Here is a 22695-nt window from a genome sequence, read left to right as displayed (position 1 = left end):
TGGTTAATAATTTATTATTTTAGCAAAAACCTTTTTCATGAACAGTTTGATACAAGAAACAGAGCAATTTGTAATTGATTTATTAAATGAAAATTTAGATAAAAACTTTGTATATCACAATATTGCCCATACTCAACGAGTGGTTGAGAAGTCACTCGAATTAATTGAAGGAGAAAATTTCTCAGAAGAGCAGCAACAAATTTTAACATTAGCAGCATGGTTTCATGATGTTGGATATACAGTTAATCCTGAAAATCATGAAGAAGAAGGGATAAAAATAGCAACAGAGTTTTTAAAGAGTAAAAAAGTATTAGGAAGTGTTATAGATGAAGTATCTAAATTAATAGCTTCAACTAAAATGGGAGCAAAACCTAAAAGACAATTAGAGAAGGTTTTAAGAGATGCGGATTGTTCTCATGTTGGAAGTAAAAATTATACAGACTTTAATGAATTATTACGAAAGGAAAGAGAACTAGTATGTAAGAGAAAAATTAAAACTGTTGAATGGGATGACGCTAATCTTGAGTTTTTAACAAAACATCGTTTTTATACAAGCAAAGCTTCTAAGCTTTGGGAAAAACAAAAAAGTAAAAATATAGCTCAACTTTTAAAGAGAAAACAAAAAGAGTTGCAAGAAGCCGCTAAACTTAAACAGAAAAAAGAAGAGTTAGCATATAAAAAAAATAAGATTGAATTACCAGAGAGGGGTATTGAAACTATGTTTCGTGTAGCACTCCGTAATCATATTACGTTAAGTGATATTGCAGATACAAAGGCAAATATTTTACTATCCGTAAATGCAATCATTATTTCGATGACATTGTCAACGTTAATCCCTAAATTAGATAATCCATCTAATTACTACCTAATAATACCTACGTTAATTTTTTCAATTTTTACGGTAATATCTATTGTGTTATCGGTTTTAGCAACAAGACCCAATGTTACTGAAGGGAAATTCACAAAAGAAGATGTAGCTAATAAAAAAGTAAATCTTTTGTTTTTTGGGAATTTTCATCAAATGCAATTGCCTGATTTTGATTGGGCAATGAGCGAAATGATGAAGGATCGTGATTATTTATATGGATCACTTACTAAAGACTTATACTTCTTAGGATTAGTGTTAAATAGAAAGTATAAGTTGTTGCGTATTACATACACAGTTTTTATGATTGGTATTTTGGTAAGTGTTGTTGCTTTTGTATTTGCTTTTTATCAACAAGAACAAGCAACAAAGTTAGGAGAAACTGTTTCTGTAATGTGTGCTATTTAAACTCCTGAATAAGTTCGTCAATAGTCATTGTTTTTTGAGTATCAAAGTCTTTGTTGTAAATAACCTCTACACGTAAGGCTTTTAATCCAGAAACACCTTGCAAATCTTCAATATCTAATTTTTCTATATTACCTAATAGTTTCTTAGATTGTAAGTACTTGATATATTTGTAATACTCATCTGCATCTTTGTCTTGAGAGTACACAATTGCTATCTTACCAGGGACTGTTAATCGTTCTTCAGTTCCTTTAATGTGAGCCTTATCAATACGTTTCTTAATAATTTCGTAACGAATATTATAAGCACCATCAACGTCAAACTGTTTTTCATCCATTCTAAATTTTATAGCTAAAGGATTGCTGTGAACTAAAATTAAAGAAGCTACTCTAAGTTTATGTTCCATTTTTTCAGCAGCTTTTAAAGCTATATTTTCCATTTCACACATCACTTGTAGTTGCCATAACCTAAGGTTGTATAAATATAAGTCGTCATATTTTTTTTCTTTTGTTAAAGATTGTCCTATGTACATATTATACTCAACACCATCTGTTTTATAGCGTTCAAAATAATGAGGAAACATCTTTTGCGCTTCTTCTTGCCTAATATCTATAAAAGAAGCTAGTTTATCGTTTAATAAAGTAACACTATCTTCATAAGATTTTCTTTTCTCATATACAACCTGCAAATCAGGATCTAAACGATTGATATAAGATTTTACTAATATGCTTAAATCATTGTTTACTTCCTTTATGTGGTTAAAAACAGGATAAATTTCACGTTTTAAAAAATCTAAAATAGCAATTTCATCACCAGCTTTTAAACCTTCTTTTACATCTGATAAATATTCTTGAACTCTAAATTGTAACTCTTTGTAAATAGGGAGGCTCTCAACTTTACAGGCTTCTAATAATACTGAAATAGCTAGAGAAAGTTGGGTTATTAAGTCTTCTTTAATAGCAGCGTTTCTAGCTACCGATGAACCTTTAATATCAGACTGTCCATATAAAGGGTGTACGTCAGGAAAAATAATATCCTCAATTTTAACTTTTTCCTTTGCTTCATATGATTCTCTATGAAACCTTTCAGCGGCTTCATAAAAACGCCATTTTACAGTAGGATGAATAGATGTATAATTTTCTTGAATTGTAGCCTCTAAGATATTTTTATGTTCTTCAGAGAAACGATCAACCGCAATTTTAAACAGTGGAATTAAGTCTTGTAATTTATTTTGATTAATAGAGTTTAGTTCAAAAGGTCTAGGAGAAGCAAACTCAATAATAGCTATACTGTTTTTTGTTGATGCTTGTATAGGAACCAAAATTATACTGCCAATATTTTTGTCTTTTAAACGTTGATAAAGGTTTTTATTTTCAGCTTGATTTCCATACTTTTCTACATCAGAAATAGCAAGAGTTTCATTGTTTATGAAAAGTTTTTCTAAAGTGTAATTACAAAAAATGCAATCACAAGAAACATCTTTATCGTAATTTAATACTAAACTTTCTTCTTTATTTATGTGTGAAGAGGAAAAGTTATTAGAATCTGTTTCAAAAATAGAAAACCCTAAAGAGAGGTCTGGAATTCCAAAAAACCTTTGAAAGATGCCTTCTAAGGTATGAACTAAATTATCGTCTTTTTTTATAAGGCTAGTTCTTATTTCTGAAATAATTTCATCTGTTGTAACGTCAAACAAGTTCATAATCCCAAAACCTTTAAAAATATAAGATTTAGGAGGGAATTTTTCTTTCCAAATATTTATATCTTCAAAATTATCAAGTAATATTTTTATATCCTCTTCAGTGATTTTAGGAGTGCCTTCTGCGGGAAAAATTTCCATAAAATCAGCATTAAAAGCTGCGCGATATTTTTTTATAGTATTAATTGTTTTATCAGGGATATCAAAGAAAAAAGGTCGTTTTAAATCGATAGGATAATCGTAAACACTAGCTAAAATTAAACTACATGCATAAATGTACATTAAATCACTTTCAAAGTTTCGAACTTTTAATTCATAATCATTTCCAGCATTTTGTAAAATTTTTTCAAATCGAGTTGTAAACTTGAAAGAAGTAAATGTAAATGGAATGCTTACTGCTTTAATTTCATTTTCTAATAATAATTCAGGAAACAAAGGTTCAAGCAATAAATCAATAGCTTCTTTATGTTTTTCTAATATTGATTCATCAGAAAACCCATTAATCAATTCAGGAGCTTTTTTTGCCTCTCGAACTATGTTTATTGATGATTGATGATAAGGATGTTTTTCATACTCTTTAGAAGCATATTTTTGAAATAAAGCGACTACCTTTTCAAAACTTATTTTTAGTTTAAAAGGAAGTTCTAGATTTTGAATGTCTTTTGTTCGTCTTATGTTCATAGAGTAATAAAAAAATAATCAATACAAATTTACAAAATTGTAAGTAATCAGTCGTTTTTATTACTACTCCCTTTCAAAAACAATAACTTTAAAAGCTTTAAAATAATTTTTCATACAATTATGTTTTAGAGTAGAAGTAATGTTTTTACAAATAGGATTATAAATTCAAATAAAATTTATTTTTAATAAATCTAAATAAGCAATGATTGTTATATTTGCTGAGTTAATTTAACAGAAGTTTTTCCCATTAAAAGAATAAAAACATATAGGCTTACAAAAGAGAAAAGTTTTGAAAAACTTTATAGAACTCATTGGAAGAGCTTATATCTCCTATGTTATTCTAAAACCAATAGTAAAGAGGCCGCAGAAGAGATTGTTCAAGATGTATTTATTTCTTTATGGAAAAGGGTTGATAAAATAGAATTTACTAGTCAAACTCAAAATTACTTATTAAAATCTGCTCGCAATAAAATTGTAGACTACTATCGCTCTAAAAATTCTTATAAGAATAAAAAAAAATTGGAGGAAATAACATCAGATTGTGTTTTAAAAGAAACAAAGTCAATAGAGCATAATCTGGCAGTTACCAATTTTTTAGAGAATGATTTACAATTAGTTGTTAATCGATTACCAAATAGATGCCAAGAAGTATATCGATTAAGTAGAGAGCAACAACTTTCTACAGCAGAAATAGCTATTCAGTTAGAGATATCACCCAAAACGGTAAAGAATCACCTTACTAAAGCTTTGGCTTTTATTCATGAAAACTTAAAAATTATTTAAAATTTGATTATCGTTTAGGACTCTGTCAAACTATATCCGTTCCTATATATAAACCAAAGTAGTTTATATGGAAATAACACCTGAACTTTTAACACGATATGCAGAAGGAAAGTGTACAGAAACTGAAAGAAAAAGAATAGAGGAATGGGTGAATACCACCGAAAACGAGATCAAATTTCCTGAAACCAATATTGAGACATCATCACATATTGAAGAGAAACTTTGGAATGCCATTGCAAAAGATACAATAAAGTCAACAAAAAGAAACTTCTTTTTTAGATGGAGTGTAGCAGCAACATTTACTGTTTTTTTATTAGTGTCAGCCTTTTTTGTTGTTAACAAACCAATAATATATACAACACAGGCAGGTGAAGTAAGAACAATAGTACTTAAAGACAGTACGAGAATTACCTTAAATGCATTATCGTCTCTTGAAGTATCAAGAGAGTATGGAAAAACACATAGAAATGTAATATTGAAAGGAGAAGGTTACTTCAAAGTAGAAAAGAACGCTCAACTTCCATTTGTAATTAAAACAGAAAAAACAGTAACAAAAGTTTTAGGAACTAAATTTAATTTATCTGCTTATACAGGAGAGAATAACGTTATATTTTTAGATGAAGGAAAAGTGTTTTTTTTCTCAAAAAAAGAAGGAAAAGAAAAAGGAGTGACGCTAAACCCAAAAGAGAAAGCAATACTTGTTAAAGAAAGGTTGGTAAAGAAGGTTTTTAAAGAAAATGACCATACGGCATGGATGCAACAAAAATTAATTTTTAAAGATGAAACCTTAAATAGTGTAATAAAAGTGTTAGAAAGATTTTATAATTGTAGCATAGAGATAAAAAAAGAAGAGTTAAAAAGGAGAAAATATAACGGAATTCATACAAAAGAATCAATAGACACAGTAATGAAAGATATTGGTTTTGTGTTGAATTTTAATTTCAAAAAGACAGGGGATAGAATAATAATTTTTTAAAAAAAAATAAATACAAATGACATAGAAAACAAAATAAAAAAAACCAGTATTCTGTCGGCAAAACTTCATACTGGTTAAAAGTAATTCAACCAAAAACACGATTAAATCACAAACTATAAATATATGAATAAAATAAATTATACAGCTATTCATAGAACTGTAAAAAGTATACTAATAATAGTTTTTTGCATTACAGTTCAAAGTTCATTTGCACAAGAATCTATATTAGATAAAAAAATTTCAATAAACTTTATAAATAATACGATACCAACTGCTTTAAGAAAAATAGAAGAAAAAGCAAGTTGTAAATTCGCTTTTGAGTCCATCGATGAAAAGAAGAAAAACATTATTACCAAAGAGTATAAAAAAGTAACATTACGAGCAATACTTAATGAAGTATTAGTTAAATATCACATTTATTATAAGGTAAGAGGAAACACTATTTTAATACAAAATCAAGCAGAAAAAGGTGTAATAACAGGAACTATTTTAGATGATAAAGGACTTCCTTTACCTTATGCATCAATAGTATTAAAAGGAACTAGTTTTGGGGCATCTTCTGATAAAGATGGGAGGTATAGTTTTTATGCACCAGAAGGAAATTACATTGCTATAGCGTCTTCAGTAGGATTTGGTAATGAACAAAAAACAGTAACAATTTTAGCAAATCAAAAGAATACATTAGATTTTTCTTTAAATGAAACTGCTGAAAGTTTAAATGAAATTGTGATAACAGGAACAAGAAATCAAGGGTATATTGTTCCGTTAACTAATGCATTAAAAACACCAATAAAAACACTAAAAGCTCCAGCTTCAATAGCTGTTTTAAGTGACAATTTTTTAGAGGATATTGGAGCTAGAAATTTAAGCACAATTATAACATTTGTGCCAGGTGTTAGTAATGCCGATAATGGTGGAGGACAAGTAGAAAATGTGATAATTAGAGGTTTTCCACAATCAGAATCTTATATAAATGGTATTCGACAACAAAGAGCTCCAGAAGGAGTTAGAGCTATAGAAACGATAGAAAGAGTTCAAATATTAAAAGGACCCTCTGGTGTTGAAGCGTCATTAACTTCTTCAGGAGGTTTTATGAATATTATCACAAAAAAACCAAAAGACACTTTTGCTGCTGAAGTAATTTTAGGAGGAGGAGATCATAATTTTATGCGTGTAGTTGGAGATGTTACAGGCCCTTTAGTTGAAGGAAAATTAAATGGTCGTCTAATTGCAGGTTATCAAAAAAGGCAATTTTGGAGAAATGGACAGGATGATAGGCCGTATGTAACTATTGCCCCATCGTTTGATTGGAAAATAACAGATAAAACAAACCTTATTGTAGAATATGAATATAATTGGGCTAATGATCCTTTAGATAGAGGAACTATTTATATTGAAGGAGCTGGATTGAAAAATAATTTTTTACCTAGAAATTTTACTTTTCATGGAGAAAAGGACGATTATAAAATAGGCTCTAATAGGTTTGATATAACGTTAAATCATAAATTCAACGATAAAATTTCAGCAACGGTACAATATCATAATTTTTCTCAAAAATCAGAAGAACATTCATTTAGAAATGCTGATGCAGAAGGTGGTTGGGGGCCTCTTTTTAAAGAAGATGGAGTCACTTTTTCAGGAAATTCAGTAGTACCAATATTTTTTGCTGAAGTTGGAGCTGACATTGGTACAGAAACGGTACAGGTAAATTTTAACGGAGACTTTACAAATGAAGAAGGTGTTGGACATGCTTTTAATTTTGGAGGAAGCACTGCAATTAGTGATGCTACTTATACTGATGCTGATAGAGACTTTGTGTATAGAAGTTTTGAAAATACTTTAGATGTTTTTAATCCAGATAATAATCAAGAGCCTAATGTTGTAGGAGAAAGTATACGCCCAAATTTTAGAGTTGGAGATAAAATTAATGCAGTTTTTGGGCAATGGCTGGGTAAATGGACACCTAAGTTTAGAACAGTTGTAGGTATGAGATATGATGATGTAAAAAAGATAACAGAACAAAACTTAAATGGTATTAGCCCAGAAGTATTAGCAAAATTAGAAGCACAATCTGCACCTAATCCAATTAACTTAATTAACCGTAATTATAATGATGATTTATTTTCATTTAGGTTAGGATCATCATATGACGTAACATCAACATTAACAGGTTTTGTAGGTTATTCTTCATCAGCACAACCACAAAATGGAGTAACTCGTAAAGGAAATGGAATTAAACCTATTAGAGCAAACTCTTTTGAAGGAGGTTTAAAATGGCAACTGTTTAACGGAAAAGCTTTAGCAACAGCATCTGCTTACTTTTTAGAAAGAAAAAACATAGCTATTTCAGACCCAAGCAATACGCCTGAAGAACGTTTTATGTTACCGTTAGGAAGCACAGAAATAAAAGGAATAGAGTTTGAATTAACAGGAAAGTTAACTAGAGATTTATCTTTTATGGGAGGTATGAGTTTCCAAAACTCTGAAATAACAGAAAGTGATCAAGATATTATAGGAAACAAGTTTGCAAACATTCCAGAGTTTCAATTTAGTGGGTTTTCTAATTATAATGGAAAAAGTATAGGTTTATCAGGGTTAGATATTGGTTTGGGTGTAGTACATCAAGGAAAACGTGAAGCTAACAGTGGAAATCAATATCAACTACCAGGGTATACTCGTATGGATTTTGCTTTAGGTTACACATTTAAAAACAATTTACAAATACGTTATAATGTGTTTAATGTTTTTGATACAACTTATTATACCTCGGCACAAGACAATATTTTAAGAGGATCCGATCAAATTGGAGTGGGAGATAGGCGTCTTTTTCAAATTACATTAACTAAAAAATGGCTTTAAAAATTAAGCAAAAAACTTTTTTTACTATTCATTCTTGGATAGGTATTACTGCCGGACTTTTACTATTTGTTATATGTTGGTCTGGCAGTATTGCCGTTTTTTCTCATGAAATAGATTGGTTGCTAAATCCTAAACTTCAAAGTGATTACATAAAAAACGATAAAAAAGAAGTTAATTGGCAAAAAGCATATAATTCTTTTCATATAAAATATCCAAAATCTGAATTAGGAGAATTAGCTGAAGCTGAAAGAAGTGGTTATACATTGCATGGTTGGGGAAGGAAGCAAAGTGGTGAACTTTTTCGTTTTTATATGAACCCTTCATCTTATAATATACAAGAAGAAACAACATATTTTAATGTACAACGCTTTTTTAGAAGTTTCCATATGTCTCTTTTTGATCCAGATGTATCACGTATTTTGGGAGTAAATTTTGGGTACTTCATAGTGGGATGTTTAGGGTTTGTTTTAGTTCTTTCAACTCTCACAGGTTTTTTATTTTACAAAAAATGGAGATCAGGTTTTTTTAAGTTAAATATTAAAAAAGGAGCTAGAAGGCTTTGGTCAGATACTCATAAGTTAATCGGATTATGGTCACTATGGTTTGGTTTATTAATAGGACTTACTGGAACTTGGTATTTGTTGGAATGGTGGCTTCCAGAGCCGCCACATATTGATACTTCACAAATTACACAAAAAAATAAGGAAAAGTATTTAAGTATCAATGAACTGGTAGAAAAAGCAGAAAAAGAGTTTCCTGAATTGGAAATTCAGCGTTTGTTTTTTTACAATTACAATAAAGGACTTTTATCATTTGAAGGTGATAATGGAGCATTACTTGTAAGAAAAAGAACAGCACATATTACTCTGAATACTTTAACAGGAGATGTAATTAAGATTCAAAAACCTGAGGAGTTAACCATGTATCATAGATGGTGGGAAACTGTAGATGTTTTACATTTTGGCAATTTTGCAGGATTGTGGTCTAAATGGTTGTATTTTATTTTCGGACTTTCATTGTCTGTGCTGTGTTTAACAGGAGCGTATTTACAAGCAAAGCGGCAAAAGCTGAAGTCAGGGGTGAAAAAATATAGAATATCAATAATTATAGCATACAGTATTACTGTGATAATTTTAGGGTTGTCTTTTTGGGGAGGAGTTGAAGAAATAACTCGCTATGGAGTTAACGGTAGTTTACCTAAAACACCCGCTCCCATAGTTTGTTTTATTGTTTTATGGGGAGTAACAACAATAGGTATACTTATTTTTTGGATGAAAAAAGTAAAATAATTTTTAAACAAAGCAATAAAAAACACGCTGTATTTTCTTATACAGCGTGTTTTTTTATGAGGTGCATTTTGTAAAATTATAATGATAAATTACATTTTTTACCTAAAATATCATTTATACTGGGGTTATACGCATTGTTATAAATAAAGTTGTTTTCATCAAAATCTTTATGCTTAATTTCGGTTAGTAGCTTTTTTAATCCACAAAAATTAACAAGTTTTTTATTATTTGAAATGTCTATCACACCTCTTTCGAAAGTATAGTTTGAAAGAGCATCTAAGGTTGTAATTTTAGGATTGTTTTGAATAAAAAGTTCCTTATTTGTGGGGCTGTTATCGTAAACTATATTTTGTACTCCATTAAGAGAAGTTAAATTAGAATTATCTTTTACTTCTATTAAATAACTAACAGACGTTAAAGATGATAAGTTAGAAATACTTGCTAAAGAAGCATTGTTAATAATTTTAATAGCGCCAACACTCTTTAAACTAGAAAGACCATTTAACTTAGTAAGTTTAGTATTGTTTTCAATAGTAAAGTAAAGTTCACAAGATGTTAAGTTCTGTAAACCTTCCATAGTTTTTAAAGAAGTATTATTTTTAATTACAACAGCGTTGACTTCTGTTATTTGTTCTAAACCGTTTAAGTTTTCTAAAGAATCATTTCCAATAATATTAACTTTATGAAGCTTACTAAGATTCTGTAAAGCAGTTAGATTATTTATAGAAGGATTCAAACTGATTGATAACTCTTGTCGAATAGTTTTTAGTTTATGAAATCCGCTTAAGTTTTGTAACGACTTATTGTTTAAAATGCGAAGAGAACCTAAAGCTGTAATTTTTGATAAAGCTTCAACATTGGTAAGCTCATTGTTGTTAATAATAACGAGTCTAGCTTCATTAGAAGTTAATGTTACATCTTCAAAACCACTTAAGTTTTTAAGAGAGGTATTTATAATAAACAAGTCTCCATGTATTTGACTAAGGTCATTAAAATTAGAAAGATTTTTTACAGAGGAAGTTTTACCGTTTATAATTAGATTTCCTTTGATAGCATTGTACCCTTTAGAGGTAAAGTTATCAATATCTTCTTGACTTTTTAACTCTATATTACCTTCAAATTGTTTTTTATCAGTAAAAAATTTGTATTCAGTAGAAGTAATAGTTTTGTTATTTATGTCCTTGGCGATTACTTTACCTTGGTATTCAGTTAAGCCTTTAAGCTCTTCAAATTCGAAAGTGTTACCGTCAATATATTCAGCTATTAGTTCATCGCCTAAGTAAAGGTCGTAATAGGTGGTTTTGTTTTGTGAATTATCAGTATTAGTCCATTCTATTTTGCTGTTTAACGGATTAGTTGAACTAATTTTTACAGTTAGTAGAGTAGAAGCAGGTAGTTGGTTTTCTTCTGATTTAGAGCAAGATGTAAAGAGTAGGATTATAACTATTAATTTATATAAATTGTATTTGGGCATTGTATAGCTAATTTTTAATTTTATTTAAGTAAATATTGGGATAAATTAACAAAAAAAGGAAACGATATAAATGGCGTGAAAAGTTAAATTATATGTTAAATATAATGCTTAGGTATGGGAGTAAAAAATAAAAAATCCCTGACCAGTTTTTGATAAGGGATTTATAGTTCTTTTGAATGGAGATTTAAAAACGGAAATCGTAGTTTTGTATTTTACCTTTTTTACCTAAACTATTAAATTTCCAACTAAACCCAAGCATAAAATATTGTTGCAATACGGTGCTTTCGGAATCTTCTATATAGTTTGAGGTTGCTCTACGTTGAGCGTTGGTGTTTTGATTTAATAAATCATATGCTTTTAAGCTAATAGTACCTTGATCTTTTAAAATAGAATAAGCTAATGTAGCATTCCAAAACCAAGCAGCTTTATTAAATCCAATTACGTTAGGGTTGTATGTGTAACGAATGTCATTTAACCATTCTAACTTTTTTGGGATGTTTGTTTTTGTTCTTATATTAACAGAATGTCTAGTGAAGTCTTGATTTTGATCAGTGTTAACGTCGTATTTAGTATTTGAAAAAGAAATACGATACTGTGTTTCTATAGAAGCCAGTTTGTCCCACTCTAATGTGATTCCAAAATTAGGGGTTAACGAAGTTGTTTTAGCTCCTTCTTTTATGTTATTTAAGATATTAAAGTTTTTATTGGAACCAATGTTTCCACCAGCTTTAAATTTAATACTAGAAATGGAGTCTAGTTTTATTTTTTTTGTATAGCTACCACCACCCCATAAATCATAACCCCCATCATTGTTTTCATAAGAGGTTTTTCTGACCAAATTATCGTCAATAGAGGTGTTTGTTATTACTTGATTTTCATAAAGAGTACCACTTATATAAAACCAAAAACCAGTACGAGCTTGCCAGTTAAACTTGTTAAAATTAATATATGCTCTGTGATTTTGAGCTGGTTTTAAATTTGGATTACCGGTAACAATATTGGAAGGGTTGGTCACATCAGAAAAAGGTTGAACTTGATTAATGCTGGGAGCATTATTGTTTAAACGATAATCAAAGTAAATAGAGGCTTTGGAGTCAAATCTATACCTGAAACTAGCATCTAAATCTAAATTATTGTATTCTTTTTTTAAGCTTAATTCAGGGCGCAATTTATCATTGTTTTCTAAGGTTCTGTTAACAAAACCAGTACCAAAATTTAAACGCCACTTTTTAGATCTATACACTAAATCTACTGAAGGGGTTTTAGTAATATCATTATATGTAAAGTCAGAACTCAATTCAGTATTAAAGTCACTGTACTGTTGTGTTGTTGAGTTAAAATCAAAAGTGTTTTCTTGGTTTTTTCGTTCATCACGTTGATAACTATACTTAGTATCTAAAAATAATTTCTTAGCAATTAGAGGAAAACGATAGGTTAGACGTGAGGAAAGTCCTGTTAAGTTATTTTCAATAATGCTTTTTTGGTCTCTATTTTCTGTGCTAGCATTATTTCCAAAAGTTTCAATTATAGACTTGTTAAATTCTTCTGTATCTGTTTTATCAATACTGTTAGTTATAGAGGCTTTAATAAAGGAACCTTTAGCTCCAATTTTTTTAGTAATATCTAATCTGTTTTGAAAATTGTTTGCTGTTGCTTTAGAATAGGCTGAACTCACGTAGCTATTCGTAAGTGTATTACCTTCGTCTAAAGATTGTTCTTGTCTACGGCTACTACCTTCACGCTTATTAAAAACGAAGTTAGGTCTAATATTAATTAAAAGAGTAGAATCTATTTCAATGTCAAACTCTGTATCAAAACTATGATTGTGATTTTCATCGTCAGAAGTAGTAGTAGAGTTGGAAAAATACTTCCTATCAGGAAGTGTGTACTCTCTATTACTTTTCGATTCGTTGTTTGAATTACTTCCTGAGTAAAAATAGTTTGCGTTTACATCTAAACCTTTACCAAATTCATCAGCATAGGTTGCACCAGCAGTTTTTGATTTTATAATACCGCTACCGCCTCCAAAACTTCTTCCATTAACATTAAAACTACCATTTCCACCTATCCAAATATTACCACCTCCTCCAAACATTTTTTGAATTTCTCCAAAGCTAAAACCTGGAGAATTGATATTGTTTGTGCTGGCTAATATGCTAAATCGTTGATTGTTATCAAAACGGTTTACCATCGCAGCTCCTTCAAAGCGTTTGTCGGTTCCAGCGCCACCAGATACTCTACCAAACCAACCTTTATTATTTTCTTTTTTTATGGTAAGGTTTATAGTTTTGTTATTTGCATCTCCTTTTTCACCAGTAAAAGCTTCTGATTTAGATTTAGTATCTGTTATTTGAACTTTTTCAATAATATCTTTTGTTAAATTTTTAGTGGTAATACTAGGATCATTTCCAAAGAAAGGTTTACCATTAACCAAAATTTTATTGACTTCTTTTCCGTTTACAGTAATTTTTCCATTTTCATCGACTTCAACACCAGGAAGTTTCTTTAAAAGATCTTCAACATTGGCATCTTTTTTAGTTTTAAAAGATTTAACATTAAATTCTAAAGTGTCTTTTTTCACAGTAATTGGAGCTCGTGATTGTATAACTACTTCACTAAGAACATTACTTTCTTCTTTTAAAAAAATTGTATCTAAATTGAGATTAGAGGTTTTGTCTAGCTCTATAAATTTAGAGTAACTATCCATACCAACGTAAGAAATAAAGAGTTTTACACCCTTACTAAAAGATTTTCCTTCTAAAGAGAATTTTCCTTTTTCATTAGAAATGGTGTAAGTAATAATTGAGCTGTCTTTAGCTCTCTCAAGATGAATTGTTGCTGCCTCAATAGCAGTTTTATCTTTTTCAGAGTTAATAGTACCAGTAATTTTAAACGGATAAGATTGAGCAAAAATTGAACTGGTAAGTAATAAGGTAAAAATAAAAAGTAGTTTTTTCATTGTTTATAGCAAAATGATTTTCAAAGAGCTACAAATAAAAAGAAAAAACTACTTTCTAAGAGTTAAATATTGTTAAACTTATTTCTGTCTGAAATAAATACTAATAGGTACTCCATTAAAGTTATAATGTTCGCGTAACTGATTTTCAATATAACGTTTGTAAGGATCTCTAATATATTGAGGTAGATTAGCAAAGAAAGCAAACTGAGGAGTGTGTGTTGGCAACTGCATACAGTACTTTATTTTTATGAATTTACCTTTCGTTGCTGGAGGAGGATTATGCTCCATAATCTCTAACATCGTTTCGTTTAACTTACTTGTTTGAATGCGACGTTTTCTATTTTCAAAAACTTCAACAGCAGTTTCAATAGCTTTAAAAATACGTTGCTTGGTTAATGCAGAAATAAAGATAATAGGAACATCTGTAAAAGGAGCAATTGCCTGACGAACTTTAGCTTCAAAATCACGCATAGTATTGGTTTCTTTTTCAACTAAATCCCATTTATTTACTAAAATGACAATACCTTTTCTGTTTTTCTCAGCTAACCAAAAAATCTTTTCATCTTGTCCTTCAAATCCACGAGTTGCATCAATAACCAATACCGCAACATCACAATGCTCAACAGCACGTACAGCACGCATTACTGAATAGAATTCTAAGTCTTCTTTTACTTTTGATTTTTTTCTAATTCCAGCGGTATCGACTAAGTTGAATTCAAAACCAAAACGATTATATTTTGTATCGATAGAATCTCGTGTAGTACCTGCAATATTGGTTACAATATTTCTGTCTTCACCAATTAAAGCATTAATAAATGATGATTTACCTGCATTTGGACGTCCAACTACAGCAAAACGAGGTAACTCGTCTTGTTTTTCTTCATCTTCTTCAGGTTCAGGAATTTCTTTCGCAATAGCGTCTAATAACTCTCCTGTTCCGCTTCCATTAATGGAAGAAATAGTGTAGTAGTCTCCTAATCCAAGATTGTAAAACTCAACAGCATCAGCATCACGCATTGCATTGTCAACTTTGTTTACAGCCATAAATAATGGTTTTTCAACCTGACGTAAAATTTTGGCAACCTCAGCATCCATAGGGGTAATACCTTGTTCAACATCAACTACAAAAACAATAATATCAGCTTCATCAATAGCTAACTGAACTTGTTTACGTATTTCTCCTTCAAAAATATCATCAGATCCAACAATATAACCACCAGTATCGATTACAGAAAATTCTTTTCCGTTCCATTCAGATTTTCCGTAGTGACGATCCCTTGTAACTCCACTAACAGAATCAACAATAGCTTCACGACGTTTTACTAATCGGTTAAATAAAGTGGATTTACCTACATTTGGTCTTCCTACAATCGCAATAATACTCATTTTGCAAAAAATTTGTGCAAAGATACAATTTAGTATATGATTTGTAATGTTTTTTAGATAGTATATAGTTTTTGCTATATTGTTGGCACCTAATATTTTATTTAATGGATGATAAATTATACAACCAGATTTTTTTAAAACCTCGTTTTCAATTAGAGTATGAAATAAATTCTCAGGTTTTGTTAGAAGAAATAAAGAAGCATTTAAACGATGTTTCTAAGTACAAAATGAAGGTTGTAGATAATCATGTGGTTATTGATGTACCTGAGAAGGAGTCGCATTTGTGGTCACCGCAATTACATATTGAAATAGAAGAGGTTTCAGAAACTTCATCAAATATAAAAGGATTGTTCGGTCCCAAACCTCAAGTGTGGACTTTTTTCATGTTTTTACACTTTTTGGTGGGAACAGCTTTTGTGATTTTTGCCATTATAGCTTACAGCAATTGGTCGTTAAAAAAAATAACGATGCTGCCTATAGTAATGCTGGTTGTTTTACCTATTGTATGGGTTGCTTTATACTTGGTAGGAAGCCTAGGGAAATCAACAGGGAAAAAACAAATGGATGAATTAAAAGAATACACTAAACAGTTGTTACGAACAATAAAAGGTTAGTCTTTGTATCCAAATCGTTTTAGTTGACGTTCGTTAGATCGCCAATTTTTATTGATTTTTACATGTAAATCTAAAAAAACCTTTTTATCAAAAAATTGCTGAAGGTCTTTGCGGGCTTCAGTTCCAACACGTTTGATTGCACTTCCTTTGTGTCCGATGATAATTCCTTTTTGTGTTTCACGTTCTACCATAATAACAGAACGGATCTTTATAATATTATCTTCTTCAACAAAGCTTTCAGTTTCAACTTCTACAGAATAAGGGATTTCCTTTTTATAATGTTGAAGAATTTTTTCACGAATTTTTTCATTCACAAAAAAGCGTTCAGGTCTATCGGTTAACTGATCTTTTGGGTAAAAAGGAGGAGAATCTGGTAAAAGCTCAATAATTTTATAAAAAACGGTATCTACATTAAAGTTTTCAAGAGCAGAAATTACATACACAAAAGAATTTGGAACCTTCTTTTTCCAGTATTCAATTTTAGCTTCAACCTCTTCTTGAGTTGATTTATCAACTTTGTTTAACAGCAAAATTACTGGAATTTTGCTGTTGATTATTTTGTTGAAAAAAGCTTCGTTTTTAAGAGCTGTTTCACCAACTTCTACCATGTAAATAAGAACATCGGCATCTTCAAAGGCAGATTTTACAAAATCCATCATAGATTCTTGCAACTCATAAGCTGGTTTTATGATTCCTGGAGTATCCGAAAAAACAATTTGATAATCGTCTCCATTGACAATCCCCAAAATACGATGTCTAGTAGTTTGCGCTTTTGAAGTGATGATAGATAGTTTTTCACCAACTAGTGCGTTCATCAAGGTAGATTTCCCAACATTTGGGTTTCCAATAATATTTACAAATCCTGCTTTATGTGTCATGATGCAAAGATAGGTTGTTTTGTGTAAGAAGTATTTATTTTTTTAGATGCTTGTTATTTAGAGAAATATATTTATATGGAAAATAAATGCTTTTTTATTTGGTGATAACAAGAAAAAGGATGTATATTTGCAACCGCAAATCGCGGGATAGAGCAGTAGGTAGCTCGTCGGGCTCATAACCCGAAGGTCACTGGTTCGAGTCCAGTTCCCGCTACTAAGCAAAGGTTTTCAATTTAATTGAAAACCTTTTTTTGTATATTATTTATTCCATAATGCAAAAAAATTAAGTAAAAAGTAATTATTAATCAAAGCAAGAATAAATATATCTATTAAAATAAAAGACTGCGAGTGGTTCTTTAAAATAACGAAAAAAGAAGTCCCCACGTAGGCTATTACAAATTTAAATTTTACGAAGATAATTCAGAACTATTACAGATACTCCTTCTATTTTCGATAAAAATTACAAGATAAAATATAAATGGTATCAGATATTTTAGATTTTACTAGTTTAACCGAGATTTAATTAGGTTACATCACTAGTTAAAATTTAACTGATAACTCCATCTACAAAACCGATTTGATATTCATAAAATCATTTGTAGCATCTGAAGATTAAACATTTTTTTTGTTTTATAAATTAAAATATATGAATTATGAAACAAAAATTACTTTGGCTCTTATTGCTAGTAGTAACAGTAGCTTTTTCACAAACGGTACCGACTAATGGTTTATTGGTAGGCTACAATTTTACCGACGGTAATACAACCGATATAGGTGGAACAAACAACCTAACCCCAGTAGGAACAACTTCAGTAGTAATTGCCGATAGGTTTAATAGTTCAGGGGCAAATGATGCCATTCAATTAAACACAAGTCATTTAGTAGGGGCAGATATCAATACTGGATATCCTACTTTTGCGTTTTGGGTAAAAACAACTACCAATGATACTAATTTTAAAGTTATTATAGATGATAGTAAAAACACAACAGCAACACCTCATAACTACGCTAACGCTTATGAAACAGGAGTTACCATTATGTTGCAAAGAGGTAAAATAGTAGCACAATCAAGAGTTATAGGAGGAACAACCGAGTATAGAACAGCTGTAAGTGGCTTTATTGCAAATGGTAATTGGCATCACGTTGTGGCTATGTTTAGAACAGGAAGAAAGCAAGGGCAATCGAATAAATTTTCAGAAGCAAGATTATGGATTGATGGTGTTATGGTTGATAACGATGATAGAAATCTTTCTACAACAGGTTCAGTTACAGGATTAAATACAGGCGGACAATTTGCTATTGGGAATAATAGAAATAATTCGGTAGCAAACATCTATAAATATAATGATATTATTGATGATATCTATATTTATAACAGATGGTTAACCGTAGCTGAAATACAAGGTTTATTACAAGGTTTTTGTTTTTCACCTACCCTTAATGATTTTACCATAAATACAAGTTCAATAAGCAATACTTCCGCAGAAATTACCAATACAATCGGTAATGGTCTTTGCGATATTGCGTATCACAAATCGTCTGACTCTTTTTCATCAGCAACAATTGTACAAGGAGTTACCACAGTACATACACTTTCAGGTTTAGACCCTTCGCAAAATTATGATGTTTATATCAGAAAAAATTGTAGTGCTTCAAGTATTTCAGGTTGGTCACTTAGAAAACGATTTAGAACACGAGGGAGAATTTATGTAAAAGCCAATGCAACAGGAGATAACAGCGGTTCATCTTGGGTAAATGCCTATACCGATTTGCAAGATGCTATAAGATATACCAACGACAACGAGCAGATTTGGGTAGCAGGTGGAATATATAAACCCCACGCTTCTAACAGAGATGCTACTTTTAGAATTACAAAAACAGGAACTAAAATTTACGGAGGTTTTGCAGGAACAGAAAACCTTATAGGGCAACGTGTTTTAGGGCAAAACACAACTGTTTTATCAGGAGATTTACAAGGGAATGATACTAACCAAGCAACTTATATTGATAATTACAATAACTCAACAAGAAAAAATGACAACAGTTATCATATCGTAAAAATTGAAGCAACGGCTAACGATGTAGTTTTAGACGGATTAACCATTAGTGATGCACATACTAATAGAAATGCTACAGAACCCGGTGGAGCAATTATAAAAGAAAAAACCGTAGCAAAATTTACCTTAAAAAATTGTATTATAGAAGATAATGTTTCAAGAAAAGAAGCGGCGGGTCTTTTTGCAGAGATGAATTTAAACAACAGAAACGCTTCGTCTCGAGGAAGATTAACTGTTGAAAATTGCCAATTTAAAAACAATATGGCTCGTTGGGGAGCAGGAGCATATAGTATGATAAGAGATAATACTAATGTAGATATTGTATTTGTTAATAATTTATTTGTCAACAATATAACAGGAGATTTAGCCTCTTCTCTTCAAGGATTAAGCGGTAGTGCTGCTTGGTTTAGAATGGTTGGAAATACTACAGATTGTAATTTAGATATTGTAAACAATACTTTTGCGAATAATGAAGATTTAGGAACAGGTCAAAACCTTAATGCGACTACACACGGTGTTGTAGGAATTTCACAAAACACTGGAGCAACAGGAATTATGAGAGCCAAGGTGTCAAATTGTATTTTTTGGGCTAACGAAACATCAGGAGGAAATACTACAAGAGCGGTTACAGACTTTTACCAAAACCCTGTAACCTCACTTAATGTTTTTAATTCTATTGGAGATTTTTCTGATAGTAGTATTACAGCAACAACAAATGTTCAAAATAGTGACCCTTATTTTACAAGTATGATAAATGATTTTACAATATCATCTCAATTTTCACCAGCTCTTAACACAGGAGATAACTCTAAAATTCCAACAGGAGTTACAATTGATTTACTTGGAAATTCAAGAATTCATAATACAATTGTGGATATGGGATGTTATGAATACGGGGCAACGGCACCAGTGTATAGAGATTTAACAATTACTTCTACTAATGGTACAGTAACAGCAAATCCTCAACCTTCAGCAAACGGCATGTATTTAGACGGAACAAGTGTAACTTTAACAGCTACACCAAATTCGGGTTATCAGTTTGATAATTGGGTAATATCACCAAGTCCTGCTACAGCTCCAAACGGAACAACGGCTACAGTGGTGTTAAATGCAGACACTAATGTAACGGCTAATTTTAGTGTAATTCCACGTCCAACACCTTATATTACAGGACTTCCACAAGGAAACACAACTGCTGGAGATTTTTCTGCAACAGTAGAATTTAACTCACTAAGTGGAGTTACAGGCTTTACTTTAAATGATATTCAGGCAACAGGAGCAACATTAAGTAATTTTACGACAGTAAATGCAAATGAATACACATTTAAAGTAACACCAACAAATACATGCGTAGGAACACCAATTACATTAAAAGTTCCTGAAAATGTAGCTTTTGATGTTAATAATTCTAGTGTAGGAAATACGGCATCAGCATTAAAAACAATTACTGTAAAAGAAAACGTAAAGCCAACGGTAAAAACACAAAACTTAACGGTTCAGTTAGATGCTAACGGAAATGCAAGTATTACTCCACAGCAAATTGATAACGGAAGTACCGATAACTGTTCAATAGCATCAATGAGTTTAGATAAAACAACGTTTGATTGTAATGATACGGCAACACCAAATACGGTGACCTTAACAGTAGAGGATACTGCAGGGAATACCAATACTGCAACAGCAACTGTAATAGTTCAAGATAACATCGCACCAGTAGTAGCAACTAAAAATGTTACCATTAATTTAGATGCGAATAATCAAGCAACAATAACAGCATCAGATGTTTTAGATACAGCAATTGATAACTGTACATCATCAACAAACTTAACAACAGTTTTAAGTAAAACAACGTTTGATTGTAGTAATTTAGGAACAAATACAATTAATGTGCAAGTAAGAGATGCTATTGGAAATACAACTAATGAATCAGCCGTTGTAACAGTAAACGCAAATCCAAATGCTACATTACAAGCAGTTGCAAAAAATATTACTGTATATTTAGCAACAGACGGAAGTGCAACAATTACGCCACAAGATGTAGATAATGGTTCAGGAAGTGGATGTAATTCAAACCCCACATTAAGTTTAGATATTACAAGTTTTAATTGTTCAAACGTAGGAACAAATAATGTAGTATTAACAGCAACAGATGGAACAAACACCGCAACAGTAAGTGCTGTAGTAACTGTAGAAGATAATACTTTACCAACAGTTACAACTCAAAATTTAACAGTACAATTAGACGCTAGAGGTAATGCAACGATTACTCCACAACAAATTGACAACGGCAGTACAGATAACTGTTCAATAGCATCAATGAGTTTAGACAAAACAACATTCGATTGTTCAAACATAGGAACGAACCAAGTTGTATTAACAGTGGTAGATGCAAACAATAATACAAGTACAGCATCTGCAACAGTAACAGTAGAGGACACTATTGTACCAACAGTAGTAACACAAGACATATCAGTTCAATTGGGTGTAAATAATCAAGTAAGTATTACCCCAGCACAGATTAACAATGGTTCTTCAGATAACTGTACTAGTGCTACTGATTTGGCTTACAGTTTAGACGTAACAACATTTAGTTGTTCAGAAGTAGGTAATAATACTGTTACATTAACGGTAACAGATGCATCAGGTAATAGTGCAACTGCAACAGCTCAAGTAACGGTTACAGCAAATCCAAGTGCCCCATTAGCGGTAGTAACACAAAACATTACTGTACAATTAGACGCTAGCGGAAGTGTAACGATTCAACCAAGTGATGTAGATAACGGTTCAGGGAGTGGGTGTAATTCTAATCCGACCTTAAGTTTAGACAAGACAAATTTTGATTGTTCAAACATCGGAACCAACACGGTGACCTTAACAGCAACCGATGGTGGTGCTAGTGAAACAGCAATGGCAATAGTAACTGTAGAAGATATCATGGTGCCAACAGTAAATACTAAAGATGTAACGGTAACTTTAAGTAACGGTCAAGGTTCAATTACAATATCAGATGTTAATGATAACAGTACCGATAACTGTTCAATAGCCTCTATAGGTTTAGACAAGACAACTTTTGATTGTTCAAATTTAGGAACGAACACAGTAACCTTAACAGTAACTGATGACCAGGGTAATACATCAACAGGTACGGCTACGGTAACGGTTGTAGAAACGGATGTGCCAACAGTAGTAACACGAGATATTACAGTAGCATTAGACGCCAACGGGGAGGCGACTATTACAGCTCAACAAGTAGATAATGGTAGTAGTGATGCATGTAGTGGAGTTGCAAATATGTCGTTAGACAACACAACATTTCAATGCCCAGATTTATCAACTCCAACAACAGTTACCTTAACTGTAATTGACAACAGCGGAAACACAGCTACGGGAACAGCTAGAGTAACTTTTACAGCGCCAGACGAAGATAATGACGGTATATCAGACGCTTGTGATACAAGGCAGGTGGTCTCACCAAAAGGCTTCTCACCAAACGGAGATGGACAAAACGATACTTGGGTAATTGAAAACATTGAGAAGTTTCCTAATAGTAATATACAAGTTTTTAACCGTTGGGGAGAACGTGTATATGAATCAAAGGGCTATCAAAACAACTGGAGTGCTACTTCAAATCAAAGAGGAGGGAGTAGTACAAAACTACCTGTAGGTGCTTACTATTATATCATTAATTTGAATGATTCGGACTACCCACCAGTACAAGGATGGCTATATATTAATTATTAATAATTGAAAAAGAAAATATTAATTTGAAA

The 22695-nt window shown here is 31.2% G+C and carries 12 protein-coding genes and 1 tRNA gene; 8 read left to right on the top strand and 5 right to left on the bottom strand.

Annotation, left to right across the window (positions count from 1 at the left end; translation table 11 throughout):
- The first annotated feature begins 37 nt into the window (after positions 1-37).
- Positions 38-1273: a Pycsar system effector family protein gene (locus ACXIHB_RS07865; RefSeq protein WP_047790725.1), complete on the top strand. Its 1236-nt coding sequence runs from the start codon at positions 38-40 to the stop codon at positions 1271-1273.
- On the opposite strand, the gene ACXIHB_RS07860 is transcribed toward ACXIHB_RS07865, so the two are convergent.
- On the bottom strand, positions 1266-3650 hold the full coding sequence (locus tag ACXIHB_RS07860) for a hypothetical protein (RefSeq protein WP_047790726.1): 2385 nt from the start codon (positions 3648-3650) through the stop codon (positions 1266-1268). The genes ACXIHB_RS07865 and ACXIHB_RS07860 overlap by 8 nt on opposite strands.
- A gap of 246 nt (positions 3651-3896) precedes the next feature.
- On the opposite strand from ACXIHB_RS07860, the gene ACXIHB_RS07855 reads away from it, so the two are divergent.
- The 4 genes from ACXIHB_RS07855 (at position 3897) to ACXIHB_RS07840 (ending at position 9557) form a co-directional block, all read left to right on the top strand.
- Entirely contained in the window at positions 3897-4433 is a 537-nt protein-coding gene (locus ACXIHB_RS07855) for an RNA polymerase sigma-70 factor (protein WP_345741608.1), read from the top strand.
- A gap of 67 nt (positions 4434-4500) precedes the next feature.
- Positions 4501-5409 (top strand): FecR family protein, encoded by a 909-nt coding sequence (locus ACXIHB_RS07850; protein WP_462098001.1) that lies wholly within the window; start codon positions 4501-4503, stop codon positions 5407-5409.
- Positions 5410-5532: 123 nt separating this feature from the next.
- Complete coding sequence (locus tag ACXIHB_RS07845) at positions 5533-8268, top strand: TonB-dependent receptor domain-containing protein (protein ID WP_462098000.1); 2736 nt, start codon at positions 5533-5535, stop codon at positions 8266-8268.
- Positions 8259-9557: a PepSY-associated TM helix domain-containing protein gene (locus ACXIHB_RS07840; protein WP_462097999.1), complete on the top strand. Its 1299-nt coding sequence runs from the start codon at positions 8259-8261 to the stop codon at positions 9555-9557. Before ACXIHB_RS07845 ends, ACXIHB_RS07840 begins: the two co-directional genes overlap by 10 nt.
- Before the next feature lie 76 nt (positions 9558-9633).
- Here the strand turns inward: ACXIHB_RS07840 and ACXIHB_RS07835 are convergent, their stop codons facing one another.
- The 3 genes from ACXIHB_RS07835 to der form a co-directional block, all read right to left on the bottom strand.
- Positions 9634-11031: a hypothetical protein gene (locus tag ACXIHB_RS07835; RefSeq protein ID WP_462097998.1), complete on the bottom strand. Its 1398-nt coding sequence runs from the start codon at positions 11029-11031 to the stop codon at positions 9634-9636.
- Positions 11032-11215: 184 nt separating this feature from the next.
- On the bottom strand, positions 11216-13990 hold the full coding sequence (locus ACXIHB_RS07830) for an outer membrane beta-barrel protein (protein WP_462097997.1): 2775 nt from the start codon (positions 13988-13990) through the stop codon (positions 11216-11218).
- Positions 13991-14068: 78 nt separating this feature from the next.
- On the bottom strand, positions 14069-15376 hold the full coding sequence (gene der / locus ACXIHB_RS07825; RefSeq protein WP_167713064.1) for a ribosome biogenesis GTPase Der: 1308 nt from the start codon (positions 15374-15376) through the stop codon (positions 14069-14071).
- A 104-nt stretch (positions 15377-15480) separates the two neighbouring features.
- Here der and ACXIHB_RS07820 point away from each other — a divergent pair, with 104 nt between their 5' ends.
- On the top strand, positions 15481-15990 hold the full coding sequence (locus ACXIHB_RS07820) for a GTP-binding protein (RefSeq protein ID WP_462097996.1): 510 nt from the start codon (positions 15481-15483) through the stop codon (positions 15988-15990).
- Here ACXIHB_RS07820 and era read toward each other — a convergent pair.
- Positions 15987-16868, bottom strand: a complete 882-nt coding sequence (era, locus tag ACXIHB_RS07815) for a GTPase Era (RefSeq protein WP_462097995.1) — start codon at positions 16866-16868, stop codon at positions 15987-15989. The two genes, ACXIHB_RS07820 and era, sit on opposite strands and share 4 nt — an antisense overlap.
- 141 nt (positions 16869-17009) lie before the next feature.
- Here era and ACXIHB_RS07810 point away from each other — a divergent pair.
- Both ACXIHB_RS07810 and ACXIHB_RS07805 read left to right on the top strand, forming a co-directional pair.
- A tRNA-Met gene (locus tag ACXIHB_RS07810) sits at positions 17010-17082 on the top strand.
- A 439-nt stretch (positions 17083-17521) separates the two neighbouring features.
- Positions 17522-22666 (top strand): T9SS type B sorting domain-containing protein, encoded by a 5145-nt coding sequence (locus ACXIHB_RS07805; protein WP_462099324.1) that lies wholly within the window; start codon positions 17522-17524, stop codon positions 22664-22666.
- Positions 22667-22695 lie beyond the last annotated feature (29 nt).

It is taken from the genome of Tenacibaculum sp. IMCC1 (genome assembly GCF_054906355.1).
The sequence above is the reverse complement of the archived record's forward strand: the minus strand, read 5'-3'. Positions and strand labels throughout refer to the sequence as shown.